The organism is Robbsia andropogonis, from assembly GCF_034047095.1.
Taxonomy (GTDB): domain Bacteria; phylum Pseudomonadota; class Gammaproteobacteria; order Burkholderiales; family Burkholderiaceae; genus Robbsia; species Robbsia andropogonis.
This window is the reverse complement of the sequence record NZ_CP139170.1, coordinates 765,502-779,947: the sequence shown is the minus strand read 5'-3', so window position 1 is coordinate 779,947 and position 14,446 is coordinate 765,502. Positions and strand designations below refer to the sequence as shown.

The following is a 14,446-nucleotide window of genomic DNA, read 5'->3' as shown; positions in this document are numbered from 1 at the left end:
TGAGGTGGCAATTCCGCACACCGTCACGCGTCTTGAACCGTCAGGATGACGTCAACACGTCGCTCCGAGAACGCATCGCGCCCGATGGCTTCCGTCGTATCAAACCGGCTACGAATGCTCAACTTCGCGGGATCGATACCGCGCGCCACCAACCGATCACGAACCGCCCGAGCCCGCTCCAACGTCAGGGCGCGGTTATACTCGGCCGTGCCACTATTGTCCGCATGACCGCACAACACCGCATGTGCCGCCTGCTTGTTCTTCAATGCATTGACAATGACATCGATAAGCGGTGCTGTTTCCGGTGATAGCGTGCTTTTGCCATGCAGGAACGGGATTGATATCGTTTCCGGCGTACGTTGTTCCGCGCCATTGCGCGTTGCCGACGACGTGTCTGGCGCACGCTCCCCGCGCGGATCCTCGCCACGCGAATCGCGAGGCGCGCTAGCGACCTGGGCCGCATGCGCCGCCGCATCAGACGGGGTGCGGGTGACACGCGCCTGCGTGTCTGACGCGACACCAGGAACGCGCGCCGTGGCATCCGAGGACGCTCCGCTCATATGCGTTGCCGCGTGCGGCGCACCGGCCACATGCGCCGCAACATCCGACGCGCCGCCAGTCACGCGGGCCGCGGCATCTGAAGAGGCCCCGGCCACGTGCGCCCCGACAGCAGACGACGCGGCAGCGGCACGCGTGGCCGCATCTCGTGCGGTGGTGGCCGCATCCTGGGCGCGCGCAGCGGCATCCGATGCGGTGGCGGCACCTTGTTGTTGCGCCATCTCGCCCGATTTGCCACCACTGGCCCGTGCATCTTCGTCACGCAGCTTGATAGCAATGCGGCCAAGCATGGCAGCCCCCCCGTCCGTCAGCGATGCGACCCCTTTTGCCGCCTTGTCGAGTACCTCGGTGCCACGATCGCCCATCGCCTGCATCCCGAGCGGGTCTGCTCCGCTCGCGGGAGCAGAGGCCTTATGGTCAGCCGACCCTTTCCCGTCGGCGGCACTGGCATTCGATGCCGGACTGGCGGAAGATGCGGGACCGGTTGCCTGCTTCTCACCGCATGCCGTCAGACCAAAGACAATGCAAACCATCATCGGCCACACGGGACCCAAGACAGTCCGTGCCGCCCCGCACCCATGCGCTGGATCACGAAGCATTCTCGAAAAAGGCGTATCAACTTTACGGCATGGCGTCATATCAGTATGCATTTCGTATTCCTTATATATATTGAAATCGCGATAGCAAAAAGTTGCTCTCAATAATATTGCGTCGCCACGCATTGCATGTTTGGCGATTGACGTCCCAGCCATTGCAATGTTGCAGGGTTGTTACTGCAAACACCGGACGGCGGATGGTGTGCTATTACTACTGTGCATGGTGCACCTGGAAACTGGCAATGTTGGTTGTCAGCACCCTCCAATTTCGGGTCATGCAATAATGTTTCGGAAAACAATGGGCTCACCGCCCAATCAGGAGACGACATACCATGCCGGATTTTCGCGCCCCGCCCTTTCTACGTGCCCACATCAGAGATACGTTAGGGTTCTATGCACCGCACGGATACGACGCTTCCGGCGGTTTCCACCATGCGTTTCGAGACGACCGGACCGTTTTCGACGCGGAGACACGGCATCTCGTGAGCAGTTGCCGGTTCGTCTTCAATTACGCGACCGCATATCGCGCATTTGGCGACAAAGCGGATCAGGCCCGTGCACTACATGCAATGCGCTTCGTCCGCGATGTACACCGGGACCCCGTGCGTGGCGGGTATGATTGGACGATGAAGTGGCGCCCGGGAACAAGCGGCGCGCAACCGATGAAAACGGAGGTCGATGCGACCCGTCATGCATATGGGCATGCGTTTGTTTTGCTTGCATACGCCCATGCTTCACTCGCCGGCATTCAAGAAGCCACGCCGTTGATTGCTGAAACGTACGCACTGGTCAATACCCATTTCTGGGATTCCACGCACCAGCTCTATGCCGACGAGGCCGACGGTGATTGGCATCTGCAGCCCTATCGCGGCCAGAACGCGAACATGCATATGACCGAAGCGCTGATGGCCGCCTACGATGCCACGAAGGAACGGCACTATCTGATCCGCGCCCTGTTACTTGCGGAAAATATTTGCATTCGCCAAGCCGCGTTAACGAATGATCTGATCTGGGAACATTTCGATAGTGACTGGCATGTCGACTGGGAATACAACAAGAACGATCCGGCGAACCTTTTCCGTCCGTGGGGTTTCCAGTTAGGGCATCAGGTCGAATGGACGAAGATATTGTTACAACTGGAACGTCGCGTTAATGCGATACCCGAGTTGACACCGCAAACCATGTGGATGCTGCCACGGGCACGTGAACTGTATGACGCTGCCATGGTCCCCGGCTGGGATACGCAACACGGTGGCATCCTGTTCGGCATGGCACCTGATGGGACGATCTGCGACAACGATAAATACTTCTGGGTCCAGGCCGAGGCATTCGCGGCAGCGGCACGTCTGGCACGCCGCACCGGCGAGCAGCGTTATTGGGATGATTATGACCGCCTCTGGGCGTACTGCTGGGAGCATTTCATCGATCACACCTATGGTGCGTGGTATCGCATCTTGCGACGTGACAACACAAAATACAGCGACGAAAAAAGCCCGCCGGGCAAGACCGACTATCACACGATGGGGGCTTGCCACGATGTGCTCGCCGCGCTGGACGAGGTGAGTGTCCAGGCCCGTAACGGGTGAGTAGGTCGACCGGTATGAAAAAGGCGCTTGTTTCGTGTCAGCGCAGCCACCCCGGCCATGCGGGCAGCGGCGAGGCAAGATGCGCCGATAAATCGGGGACAAGGTCGTTGCACCTGTCGCCTGCCGGGACAGTGGCCGTTATCGCGCGACCGGCTGGAACGCGATGACCGCCATGCCAGCCAGGCTGAGCACGGCGCCAAGCAGGTCGAAACGCGTCAGCGCGACGCCATCGACGTACCGCAGCCACACCAATGCCATGGCGATATACATCCCGCCATACGCAGCATAGATGCGACCAGAGGCGCTCGGATGGAGCGTCAACAGCCAGGCAAAGGCCACCAGCGAGACGGCGGCCGGCACCAGCAATGCCGTGCTGCGCCCCTGTTTAAGAACCAGCCAGGGAAGATAGCAACCGACAAGCTCGGCCAATGCGGTGATCGCGAAAAGCGCGATGAATCCGATCTGTTTCATTTACAAGCCGACAACCCTTGCGATGACAATGACGCCGATGCGGTGACATCGGCCATCATCGATTATTACTTAACGCCGTTCGAGTCGATCGCTGAAACGATTTTCGCCGCCGCGGCGACGCGCGCCGCAATCGGCACATTCTTGTTGAACAACATCACAAGACCGATTCGGCGCTGCGGGATAAAAACAAGATAGGCGCCAAAGCCATTCGTGGAACCCGTCTTGTTGATCCAGACCGCCGACGCCTCGCGCGTACTGACAGTAACGGATGTAGCCTGCGGCAAGACCCTCGCCGGAAGCGCCGAGGCCAGTGGCGCGCCGCAGCCTTCCTGCAGCGTCGCCACCGTCACGGGATAGGGATACTGCTCCCACATCAGGTCCTGTGTAATGACGCCCGCACGCACCCATGGCCGTTGGGTACCCGCGAGTGCCGCCAGCCAAGCGGCACGTCGGCCGATGGTCTCGGGTAACGCCCCATTCGTCGCGGGTCGATCGGTGATCGTATCAGATACGTGCGGCCCGCGTTTCGTGTCGCGTACGGCCTGCGTCGCGGCAATCTGCAGATCGAGATAGTGCAGGAGATCTTCCGCGCTCGACTTCACGCCATAAGCCTCGTCTCCCAGCACACCCCGCTGCACGCGGATTGGTCGATCATCGCCTGTATAGCCTTGCGCATAGTCCGCCATTCGATCCGGGGGGACCGTCAGGTAGGTACCGCGCATGCCCAACGCTGGGAGCATGTCGTGCTCGACAATCGTCGCATAGTCACGCCCCATGCTGTCGGCCGCCGACCGCCCAAGCAAGCCAGTGCCAACATTTGAATACAGCCGATGCAGGTCCGACACTTCGCCAACCGACTGGCCCCGCGGTGGCGTCCAGTGCTGCAGATAGTCGATCAACTGTGCGTCGTTTGTCACTTCGTCAGGCACCTGCAACGGCAATCCCGTCGTGTGCGTTCCCAATTGCCACATTCTGATGCGATCGAAAGCGCTGCCACGCAATGCTGGCACCACCTTACTGACCGGGTCGTTCCACTGAAAACCACCCTGCGCCTGGGCACGCTCAGCCACGGCCGCGGCAAACGTCTTGCTGACCGAACCAACCTCGAACAAGGTGCGCTGGCTTACGGGACGCTTCGTATCCCGCGATGCCACGCCATAGTCGAAGAATTGATGCGTACCATCAATACTCACCCCCACCACTACCCCGGCTACCTGATACTGCTGACGAATCGAGGCAATCGCCTCATCCACGGTTGATCGCAATGCGGGTGATGGGCCGGTGCGACCGGTCGCGTCAGCTGCACGATGGCGATCGGCCATGACCGAAGGCGTCACCGGCATCTCCGATGCGTAAGCAGGATCTCCCGCCGCATCGACCGCGGCCATTGCCTGCTGCCATGGCGACACCGCACCATGGAACACCACACCACACACAAGAAAATATCGTACTAAAAACCGCCTCCCATGTGAACCTTTGTTCGTCATGCTCCTTGCCTCCACCATCATTGGACGTAATATCGCACCCGGCGCGTTGCTTTGCACAAGCAAATAAAAGCACCATTCATGTACTATTCGATCTGTCACATCCAGCGATTATCATCAATCAACGGGCCAACGCCAAGCAACGATAACTACGACGAATCACAACAAAAACTTTTATCTCGATGACCATTCGCCCTCGCTTGCCATTGAATGCCTTGCGCGCCTTCGAGTCCTCCGCGAGGCATGAGAGCTTCACCCGCGCCGCGGCCGAGCTGAGCGTTACGCAAGCTGCGGTGAGCCAGCACGTGCGGGCTTTGGAGGGGCGCCTGGGCGTCTCGCTGTTCAAGCGTTTGCCGCGCGGCTTGGGGGTAACGGATGAAGGGCGCGCCTTATTGCTGGTGTTGAGCGACGCCTTCATGCGCATCGAGAATGTGCTGAAGCAGTTCGACGGCATGCACGCACGCGGTGGCGCGCTACATGACGTTCTCACAGTCGGGGTAGTGGGTACGTTCGCGGTGGGTTGGTTGATGCCGAGGCTGAAGCAATTCCGAGACATGCACCCATTCATCGAATTACGCGTGATGACGCACAACAACCAGGTCGACGTGGCCGCGGAAGGCCTGGATTGCGCGATCCGGTTCGGCGACGGGCTCTGGTCAGGGTTCGATAACGTGTTGCTGTGCAACGCGCCATTGACCGTATTGTGTACGCCGGAACTGGCGTCGAGACTGGTTCGACCGGACAACCTTCGCTACCAGACGCTGTTGCGCTCCTATCGCACCGACGAATGGGCACAATGGCTGGAGGCCGCCGGCCTTCGAACCTGGACCATCACGGGACCGATGTTCGACTCTTCAAGGTTGATGGTGGAAGCGGCGATGCAGGGGGCCGGCGTGGCGCTGGCGCCGCCGTCGATGTTCGCGCGGGAGTTGCAGTCCGGCGCGCTGGTTCGCCCATTCGATACCGAAATCGATGCCGGCGGCTATTGGCTCACCCGTCCGAAAACGCGTGGAGAGCGCGGCGAAGCGACAGCGGTGCAGTTTTTTCAAGACTGGATCATTGCGCAGTCTGCGACAGGCGGGTGAAGCACCTGAGAGAATTTCCAGCGGGCGTCTACGCATCAACGCGTTCCTCCATACGATGTTACGCTGCGTACCGCGTCGCAAATGGCATGCCCGCATTCGGTTATTCCTTGCCACAATCTATTACAGGCTGGCCGTGCTGGCGGACATCGCGCGATCTCGAACGGGCCTCGATGGAAAACGACGCACGTCACGTTGCCATGACAATATATGCATACCAGAGGAAACTCTCACCAACGCTTCCGCTTGACGTCGCTATTCAGGCAACGCTGGCCATGGCGGCCAGCGCAATACGACATAACCCGACGGCGGTTTAATTCGGCTGCCAGTGACCAGGGACCCATACCCACTCACCGCGGGCCCAACGGTAATGTCCGCGTACCCAGTGATAAGCCGGCGCCGGCGCGACCGGGACCACCTCGACCCGAGGTGCGGGTTCAGGTGGCCGAGGCGGCGCGACGATGCAAGCGGCCAGGGAAGACGTCATCAGGACTGCCGTGGCGGCGATAACAAAAGGTCTACGGATGCGGGCTGTCTGCATGGTGGTGCGCCTCCTCTTCATGTTGTTGGCCTTTACTCTAACGCTCTATTACCTCGCACCGTTGACGCGCGTAAGTAACAGTGTTCACAAACTTGCAACGAAATCACACGCCATGGCGCGTGATTCGTGAGAGTATTTCCCGTGTGGAACCTGTCGACGTGACGTCGCCACACCAAAAATCTTTCCGAGCAATCTGAAAAGAAAATAGATTAGGATTTCCCCGCATTTCCCTTATAAACAGGCATGGATTTTTCTGAGATATGCGAAACGTCACCGATGCAACGCAATTATTTTTGAAAAATGACCACCTTGACCATCAAGTTCGAAGCGGGATATTCCGTACGCAGTGGTAAGTACGAATATGTGGAGATGGATTACGCTGCGACTGCAGTATCACTGCCTGTTTCAAGGTTCAAACAGAAAGATCAACGAAAAAATTCATCGGAAAGAGTAATGTACGGTCTTTCCTGAACACAGCCCACTTCCGTGGAGACCACGGACTATATGGCGGTGGCATGCCAATTCCCCCGAGAAGGGCAACGCTGTAACCGAACATCGGGATTAACGGTCTTCACTAGACCATACGTCTGATGAAACAGGTGTGGCAATGGCGCATATCGTAAAAAAAGATTCCCTATTTGTTTCACCATGTCCCCTGACACCGTAACCCTCCCGCAAGACACCAGAACCTCGGCGTTACTCGGCCGCCAGCCGATCGTTGGTCGGGATGGTGCCATCGCTGGATACGAATTGCTGTTCCGTGGCGGAGAAGGCAATCATGCTGTCATCGTCGATGACGCCGTGGCGACGCAACGCGTGATTCTCAATGTCGTCAGTGAGTTCGGCGTCAATGAAGTAATGGGAAAGCATCGCGGCTTCATCAATGTCGGTCGCGAATCGCTGACAAACGATGCCTTGCAAATGCTGGACCCGCAACGATTTACCCTCGAGATACTTGAAACAGTCCATTTCGATGCCGAAATAGTACAGCGCGTGCGCACGTTGCGACACGCCGGCTTCCAGATCGCACTCGACGACATCACCGATCTATCGCAACTGCCGGCGGACGGACTGCAGTTTGTCGATGTGTTGAAAATCGACATGCTGCATACCCGCCCGGCCGCGCTCCCGGGGCTGGTCGCCGCAGCCAAGCGAGCACGATGCAAGATACTCGCCGAAAAAGTGGAGACCCGCGAGTCATTCGAGGAAATGCTGGCACTGGGCGTAGACCTGTTCCAGGGCTATTTCTTCGCGCGCCCCCAAGTGCTGAAACAGCGATGTGCATCGGCCTCGCAATCCGCGTTGTTGCGGCTGCTGAACACGCTTGCCGGCGAGCCAAGCGCGGCGGAACTCGAGGCGGCAGTCAAACGGAGCCCGCTGTTATTGAAGCAATTGATGACACTGGCCAGCTCCGCCGCCACGCGCGGGCATACCCCAGGCACGGTGCGGCAAGCAATCATGCGCGTGGGAACACGGCGGTTGGCACGGTGGGCGCAGCTTCTGTTGTATGGCGAAGCCAGCAACATGTCACCGCAAGATAATCCGCTGGTGCAGACCGTCAGCGCACGCGCTCGCTTCATGGAATTGGCCGCGCAAGAACTGGATCCGTTCGACGACGTGTTTTCCGACAATGCCTATCAGGTAGGTCTGTTCTCGCTGATGCATATCGTGACCGGACAGACCTGCGCCCAACTGATGGCACAATTGTCATTGGCCCGGCCAGTGCAGGAAGCCATCCTGCACGACAAGGGCCAGCTTGGCGATCTGCTACGTCTGGCCGAGGCGCTGGAAGGGATTCCAGGCAGCGACATCGAAGACAATCCGCTTCGTGTGCTGTTGCCGGATACGACCATCACATCGCTTTACGCCAGCGCCATCGCTTATTCGAACGAAAGCCTGCAGGCCTGACACCGGCTATACGATTCCGGGCGGGCCTGTCACTTGCATCATCCGCTATCGGAGCCTTCATGCCTCAGTCCTTGCCAATCCCTCACGATATGCGCGCGTTATTTGCGCGTGCGCCGCTGCTCACGCGCGGTCTTAATGCTGCCCTGACCGGCGCGGTCATCCTGACGACCACCTTCAGCGCCTACGCGCAGACACCCGCAAAGACGGCGCGGCTGCGTGGAGACATCACCGCCGTTTCCCCCAATGGCATCACCGTGCACCGCAACAGCGGCGACACCGTCACGGTCGACGTGCCGCCCGACGTTCGCATCGGCGCGGTAAAGAAGATGTCACTGGCCGATATCAAACCTGGTTCCTTTATCGGGACCGCGGCCATGACAGGCGTGGACGGCAAGATGACGGCGACGGAAGTGCATGTCTTCGACGAGTCCGCGCGCGGCACGGGCGAAGGCCATCGACCTTACGATCTCGGACCGCAAAGCACGATGACCAACGCGAACGTCGATTCGGTCGTGAAATCAAAGAATGGCAATACGCTTGAACTGTCTTACAAAGGCGGGACAAATACGATCACGGTCCCGGCAAACGTCCCGGTTGTCGGTTTCATCAATGCGACACGCGAGGATCTGCAGCCCGGCAAAAAAGTGGTCGTGACCGCCACGGCCGCCAGTGACGGTCACTACAGCGCGCAACGCATCCTGGTTGAAAAAAACGGCGTGCCACCGCCGATGTAATGACCCCAGCCTCAGGCGTGCGGCGCCTCGTACAGCATCTCCGCACGTCGTGAGACGCTTTCACGTCCGAGATCCAGCACCGCCATTACCCGCAGCGCTTCGTCCAACGACACGACACCGGCAAACGGTACGGGAGCGCCCGGCACGGCGGATCCATTCGCCACGCCGCTGGCGGCGGATGATCCGTCAACAGCACGCGCTAATGCCACTAACGCGGCGGCCGCCCCGTCTCCCACTTGCCGATGCAGCACCAGGGCATCGCGCACCGCGATATAGAAAGCAGGGTAGTTGCCCGGCGGTGTTGGATAGGGTCGCTTGCTGCCATCGGCGTGCACGTGCACGGTACCGTCGTCTCGATCAACACCCCAATACGATGTCTTGGCATCCGGCAATTGTCCCGCCTTCAACGCATCCTCTTGCCCGTCGATACCGAATTTGCAGTAGCTGCCCGCGCTTCCCTGAACGAGGAAGCGCGGGACCGCCAATCCGGCACTCGCATTGGCCTGCAAGAGGACACGTTTATCCGCATAACGCAACGTCGCACGAAAGTAGTCATCGGTCTGCGCGCCCTCGCGGAACGCCGCACTATCGAGATAAATGCCCAGGGGCGCGCCAAACAGCAGCAATGCCTGGTCGACCATATGCGGGCCCAGGTCGTTCCATAATCCGCCGCCGGCGCCCGCCTGCTCGCGCCACCGGTCACGCACGGTGGGCCGGAAATAATGCATCGTCGATTGAAAATCGATGACACGCCCCAAGGTGCCGGCATCGAGCAATGCCCGTACCGCGAGAAAGTCCGCGTCCCAACGCCGGTTATGAAACACCGTCAACAGCCGTCCCATTTCACGCGCGGTCCGCGCCAGGTCCTGCGCTTCCTGCAAACTCGTGGTGAACGGCTTGTCGACAACCACATGCTTGCCGGCTCGCAGCGCGGCAAGCGCCAAGGGGTAATGCGTCGTATTGGGTGTCGGCAACACGACGAGATCCACGTCGTCGCTGGCAATCAGATGTTGATGATCCTCGAAGACACGCACCTCACTCGACGGATAATCCGCACGTACCTTTGACGCGTCACTGCTCGATACTGCCGCCAACACCAAGCCGGGTGTCGTGCGGATCAGGGGAATATGGAATACCTTGCTCGCGGCGCCGTAGCTGACGACGCCCACTCGAATTGCTGTTGCCATGACATGCTCCCAGGGCGTGAAAATCCGGGTGCCCTCGACGAGACATGAGGTGCACTCTTATGCCGATGATAACGCCGACGCCGATGACACTTCGCTCACCAGCCGGTTCCGCCCTGCCGCCTTTGCCGCGTAAAGCGCTTCGTCAGCGCGTGCCAGCGCATCCGCGAAAGGCTCGTGGATGCGTACGCGCGCCATGCCGAAACTGGCGGTCACCCGTTCATTGCCGACGATACTACCAATTGCGGCGGGCACGCCTTGCCGGATACGTTCCACCCGCTGCACCGCTTCCGACGCCGTGAGGCCGGGCATCAGGAAGACGAATTCCTCGCCCCCCATGCGACCCGCAAGATCGGCGGTGCCCAGGTGCTTGCGCAAATGCGTTGAAAATCGGCGAAGCACCTTATCCCCCACGGCATGACCAAAGCGGTCATTGATGCTTTTGAAATGATCCAGGTCGGCAATGACGATCGACACCGCATGTTGCTGTTGTCCGGCGAATTCACGAGACAACAGCGCCTCCGCTTCCTCGTCGATGGCGCGGCGATTGTACAAGCCTGTCAACGGATCCGTGCGGGCCTGGTTACGAAGCGTCCGCGCGAGATCAGCGGCCACGATCAGCATCGTCAACACGCCGGTTCCGATCATCCCTGCCGGCGTACCTACTGACATGACAACGACGAACATCCGATCCGACCATGGCCCACCTGCCCTCGCAAGCCACGCCGCCAGTCCGACGGTCAGCATGTACAGCGCATAGGCACCTAACGCCCAACGTGCAAACGCCCCGGCACCGCGTGCGCGGCGCAGCGTCACAACCATGATGGAGAGCATGACGAAATCAGCGCAGGACGTAGTGATACGCGACCAGGTTCGCCATTCGTCGTCACGAACAGACCACGAAACAGACAACACCAGCGTTGCCACCAGCCAGGCGATCCATACCGCCCGGAGACTGCGTTCCGCCCGCTGTCGAAATCCCAAGGCAAGAAGGGCAAAACTGGCGACCGAGGCATGGAAGGCCAACATGGACAGCGGCGCCGCATCGTTCGGAAAAAGCATGGTCGAGATGCGCAAACCGTGACCAATCGACGCCGCGAGAAAGGACAGCGCCCAAGCCGCCGCATGGCGTTGCATATCGAACTGCCACCATGCGACCAACAGTGCAACGCTGAAAAGCAGGCAGATGACGACAATGCTAGTCGACGTGACCACGGTGGAAAGCAGTGCGCTGCCCATGAAAGATGCCGAGGAAGATAGAGCGAAAAGGAGTGCTGGTCGTCACAGAGGTGGGGAGCGGCCCGGCGAAAAGCATGCGCATTCTATCATTCAGAGTGCCGTTTTTCGGCTGTGGGATATGCTTCCAGAGGGATCACCCTGCCCTTCTGGTGGGGCCGAAACAACGATTCGCCGCAGTTCGTCCGCGATGCTTTTTTGAGAGGGAAAAAATGCCGATGCCGGACGCGTCCGGCAAGGTGATTTGCGGAGAACACCCTCTCTTGACGGCGTTCGTTTGGTGCCCGTCGATCAGTGATAGAAGTGCATCGTCACCATCGCGCTGCGGCCCGGGGCCCAGGTCGCGTAGATCGGGTAGGCACTGCTGAAGTACTTGCGATCGAAGATATTCAAGACGTTCAGTTGCACGTCCGTGTACTTGTTGATCTTGTACGACAACATCGCATCGAACTTCGCGTAACCCGGTATCCATTTTTCAACCGCAGGGGCGGAACCGGTGCGCGCCACGCTGGCATACGTCAACGACGAGAACGTGGCACCGCCGCCGACCGTTAACTTCGTCGTTGCCTGGTAAGTCGTCCACAGCGTGAAGTTGTGCCGCGGCACCATCACCATCGGCAACCCCGACGCACTGGACTGCGCCTTGCCAGCATCCACCGTCACCGCATTCAAGTACGAATACCCTGCTTGCACGAGCCATTTTTCAGTAACATTCCCCACCACGCCCAATTCGGTACCGCGTACACGTTGGTGCCCGGCGTTGATCAGATTGCCCAGACCATCGCTGACCCGCGCATTGGTCTTGTCCATCTGGAATAACGCGCCGGTCAGTGACAAGCGTTGCCGCAAGACGTCCCACTTCGCACCTACTTCAATGTTGCGGCTGCGTTCCGGCGACAGGTTCTGGTTTGTGGTCAGCAACTGGTCGTTACCGCCCCCCAGACCCGCGTTCGAACCCGGTGGGTTGGACGAGGTGCCATAGGACGTGTACAGGCTCATCGTCTCCACGGGCTTGAAAACCAGCGCGCCCTGATAGCTGAACAGGTTGGACGTGCTGTTCAGCGATGCGACGTTCTGCTGCGTAACATTCGCGTTATAGCGGTCAAAGCGTGCCCCCAGGTTGACCTGCCAGCGGTCGGTCAACTTAGCAGTGTCAAAAAGATAGGCCGAGGCGATGTTCGTCTGGGTATGCAGCGCTTTGCCCGGGAAGCTATCGGCGTTCAACTGAATGGAACCGGTCCAGGCACGATTCGGGTCCCAACCGCCCAGATAACTGACGCAATCTCCAGCCACCGTACAGCTAGTGGCGTTGCGCAGATTTGCGCCAGCGCTGTCGCTGACCAGATAGCCTTCATACACGCTGTTCTGATGCGTGAATTCCACGCCGCCGGTAATAGTATTGCGCACACCGAACAGCGAGAAGGTGCCGGTGAGCTCGGTCTGGTTTGCGATATTGTTCAGCGCGTATTTGCCACTCTTTGCCTCCAGCCACAGCGTGTTTCCAGTAGCCGACGACAGTTGCGGGTTAGTGGCGATGTAGTCGAGTGTAGAGCGCCCGATGACCGTCGTATTTCGCAGTTTCCAGTTGTCGTCGAACGTATGATCAACGCGGATCTCACCGGTATCGGTCGTGCCGCGGCGGTAATCTCTCGAATTCAAGCCAAAGAACTGGCCCCGGCTCGCATTAATCGGCGTACCGCCCGTACTACGGAACGGCACGCTGAAGTCCGGCATGTCGTACGTACTGAGATGGTAGTAACTGACCGTCACCGTCGTCGGACTGTGCAGTCCGAAAACAACCGATGGCGCCACGCCCCACCGTTTGCTGTAAATATCCGTTCGCCCGGCCTGGTTTGCATCATGTCCCATCAGGTTCAAGCGGAATGCCGCGTTGTCACCAACCATATGGTTGGTGTCGATCGTCATCCGCTTGTAGCCGTCGGTACCGACGCCAACGGAGCCGTTGTCGAAGTTGTCGGCTTTTGCAACCTTAGTCGTGATGTCGACACTGCCGCCCACTGCGCCACGACCGGCGTACACCGAGTCCGGCCCCTTGATCACGCTGATATTTTCAACGTCAAAAGTCTCGCGATTCTGCACCCCGTCATCGCGCATGCCATCGACGAAAATGCTGTTGCGCGACTCGAAACCGCGAATCACCGGCCTGTCCGCGGACGGGTTTGCCGCCGCATCGCCGCCGAGGAACGTGATCCCTGGCACCGTGCGCAATGCATCGCTGAACGACGTCGCCCCTGTTTCCTTGAGCAGCTCATCGGTGATAACGGTGACCGAACGCGGCGTATCCCGTAGCGGCGCCGTGAATTTATAGGATGGCAACGTCTTTGTCTGCAGCACGCTCTCCGTGGAGCCCGAGACCGACACGGGCGCAAGCGCCTGTTCCGCCGTCACCCCTGATGCCGCCGTGGCAGATAAGGTAACGCCTGCCTGCCCGCTGCCGTCATTCACGCTTTTTTTGTTCGTGCCGGCATTTGCATTGGTGCTTTCCGCTCCTTGCTGTGCCGATTGCGCATACGCGGACGTTCCGGCAAATGCCAGCAGCAACGCCGCGGACAACGTGGAAAGACGCGCTGGCAGCACGCTTGAATGCTTCATGACATCCTCGTTATTTTATTGAACTCGTCTGTTGAAATGACGCGACCGCCACGCTGCGGAACACCGAATCGAAATGGAGGCATAAATGAGAATCATTATCGATTTGCCCTATGGCTATCCCAAAATTCAGCGTGCCGACCGGCATTGTCACCGATTCTGACCAAATATTACAACTGCAATCTTTAACTATTGTTTGAAGAACAGGCCTGCAATTCCGTTCTCCGGCACCTCCCATTACTCCCAATCCGTGGAATTGCACGGTTTCCCGACGGCAATTTGAGATATGACGTCGGTCCTTTCCGCACTATCATCGACGTTCTCGAACGACCCGGCATGCGAGCCTCGCAAGTCGTCCCCATGGTGGATACACAATCTCGCCCTCCGCTTGTGCCGCTGCTCGCAGTTTCTTGCGCGCCGCCTTCCCCTGTCGAGGCAGAGACCGTAACGCCACCC

Annotated in this window: 11 protein-coding genes; 4 read left to right on the top strand and 7 right to left on the bottom strand. The window is 59.2% G+C overall.

What is annotated here, in order from left to right; all coding sequences use genetic code 11:
* Positions 1-23: 23 nt before the first annotated feature.
* Positions 24-1,094, bottom strand: a complete 1,071-nt coding sequence (locus SJQ66_RS16990) for an OmpA family protein (protein WP_320535076.1) — start codon at positions 1,092-1,094, stop codon at positions 24-26.
* Positions 1,095-1,486: 392 nt separating this feature from the next.
* Here SJQ66_RS16990 and SJQ66_RS16985 point away from each other — a divergent pair, with 392 nt between their 5' ends.
* Complete coding sequence (locus tag SJQ66_RS16985) at positions 1,487-2,740, top strand: AGE family epimerase/isomerase (RefSeq protein ID WP_024904651.1); 1,254 nt, start codon at positions 1,487-1,489, stop codon at positions 2,738-2,740.
* Positions 2,741-2,878: 138 nt separating this feature from the next.
* On the opposite strand, the gene SJQ66_RS16980 is transcribed toward SJQ66_RS16985, so the two are convergent.
* Entirely contained in the window at positions 2,879-3,211 is a 333-nt protein-coding gene (locus SJQ66_RS16980; protein WP_024904652.1) for a YnfA family protein, read from the bottom strand.
* A gap of 65 nt (positions 3,212-3,276) precedes the next feature.
* A complete protein-coding gene (locus SJQ66_RS16975) occupies positions 3,277-4,698 on the bottom strand; it encodes a serine hydrolase (protein WP_320535075.1) in 1,422 nt (473 codons plus the stop codon).
* 179 nt (positions 4,699-4,877) lie between these two features.
* On the opposite strand from SJQ66_RS16975, the gene SJQ66_RS16970 reads away from it, so the two are divergent.
* Positions 4,878-5,780 carry a LysR family transcriptional regulator gene (locus SJQ66_RS16970; RefSeq protein ID WP_024904654.1) on the top strand — a complete coding sequence of 301 codons (903 nt, stop codon included), beginning with the start codon at positions 4,878-4,880 and terminating at the stop codon, positions 5,778-5,780.
* A gap of 310 nt (positions 5,781-6,090) precedes the next feature.
* Here the strand turns inward: SJQ66_RS16970 and SJQ66_RS16965 are convergent, their stop codons facing one another.
* Positions 6,091-6,264: a hypothetical protein gene (locus tag SJQ66_RS16965; protein ID WP_390174020.1), complete on the bottom strand. Its 174-nt coding sequence runs from the start codon at positions 6,262-6,264 to the stop codon at positions 6,091-6,093.
* A 702-nt stretch (positions 6,265-6,966) separates the two neighbouring features.
* On the opposite strand from SJQ66_RS16965, the gene SJQ66_RS16960 reads away from it, so the two are divergent.
* On the top strand, positions 6,967-8,226 hold the full coding sequence (locus SJQ66_RS16960) for an EAL and HDOD domain-containing protein (protein ID WP_024904657.1): 1,260 nt from the start codon (positions 6,967-6,969) through the stop codon (positions 8,224-8,226).
* A gap of 89 nt (positions 8,227-8,315) precedes the next feature.
* Positions 8,316-8,960: a hypothetical protein gene (locus SJQ66_RS16955; protein WP_024904658.1), complete on the top strand. Its 645-nt coding sequence runs from the start codon at positions 8,316-8,318 to the stop codon at positions 8,958-8,960.
* Positions 8,961-8,971: 11 nt separating this feature from the next.
* Here the strand turns inward: SJQ66_RS16955 and SJQ66_RS16950 are convergent, their stop codons facing one another.
* The 3 genes from SJQ66_RS16950 to SJQ66_RS16940 all read right to left on the bottom strand — a co-directional run bounded on the left by SJQ66_RS16950 (position 8,972) and on the right by SJQ66_RS16940 (position 13,993).
* The gene (locus tag SJQ66_RS16950) at positions 8,972-10,147 is read right to left on the bottom strand and encodes an oxidoreductase (protein ID WP_046151947.1); all 1,176 of its coding nucleotides are present in this window, start codon (positions 10,145-10,147) and stop codon (positions 8,972-8,974) included.
* Positions 10,148-10,204: 57 nt separating this feature from the next.
* Positions 10,205-11,383 (bottom strand): GGDEF domain-containing protein, encoded by a 1,179-nt coding sequence (locus tag SJQ66_RS16945; protein WP_222102744.1) that lies wholly within the window; start codon positions 11,381-11,383, stop codon positions 10,205-10,207.
* 288 nt (positions 11,384-11,671) lie between these two features.
* The gene (locus SJQ66_RS16940; RefSeq protein ID WP_082102376.1) at positions 11,672-13,993 is read right to left on the bottom strand and encodes a TonB-dependent receptor; all 2,322 of its coding nucleotides are present in this window, start codon (positions 13,991-13,993) and stop codon (positions 11,672-11,674) included.
* Positions 13,994-14,446: the final 453 nt, after the last annotated feature.

Bases quoted from the DNA above. Each gene is read 5' to 3' on its own strand.
- SJQ66_RS16990 (WP_320535076.1), bottom strand. From the start codon at position 1,094: ATGATGGTTTGCATTGTCTTTGGTCTGACGGCATGCGGTGAGAAGCAG.
- SJQ66_RS16940 (WP_082102376.1), bottom strand. From the start codon at position 13,993: ATGAAGCATTCAAGCGTGCTGCCAGCGCGTCTTTCCACGTTGTCCGCG.
- SJQ66_RS16980 (WP_024904652.1), bottom strand. From the start codon at position 3,211: ATGAAACAGATCGGATTCATCGCGCTTTTCGCGATCACCGCATTGGCC.
- SJQ66_RS16970 (WP_024904654.1), top strand. From the start codon at position 4,878: ATGACCATTCGCCCTCGCTTGCCATTGAATGCCTTGCGCGCCTTCGAG.
- SJQ66_RS16945 (WP_222102744.1), bottom strand. From the start codon at position 11,383: ATGGGCAGCGCACTGCTTTCCACCGTGGTCACGTCGACTAGCATTGTC.
- SJQ66_RS16960 (WP_024904657.1), top strand. From the start codon at position 6,967: ATGTCCCCTGACACCGTAACCCTCCCGCAAGACACCAGAACCTCGGCG.
- SJQ66_RS16985 (WP_024904651.1), top strand. From the start codon at position 1,487: ATGCCGGATTTTCGCGCCCCGCCCTTTCTACGTGCCCACATCAGAGAT.
- SJQ66_RS16955 (WP_024904658.1), top strand. From the start codon at position 8,316: ATGCGCGCGTTATTTGCGCGTGCGCCGCTGCTCACGCGCGGTCTTAAT.
- SJQ66_RS16950 (WP_046151947.1), bottom strand. From the start codon at position 10,147: ATGGCAACAGCAATTCGAGTGGGCGTCGTCAGCTACGGCGCCGCGAGC.
- SJQ66_RS16975 (WP_320535075.1), bottom strand. From the start codon at position 4,698: ATGACGAACAAAGGTTCACATGGGAGGCGGTTTTTAGTACGATATTTT.
- SJQ66_RS16965 (WP_390174020.1), bottom strand. From the start codon at position 6,264: ATGACGTCTTCCCTGGCCGCTTGCATCGTCGCGCCGCCTCGGCCACCT.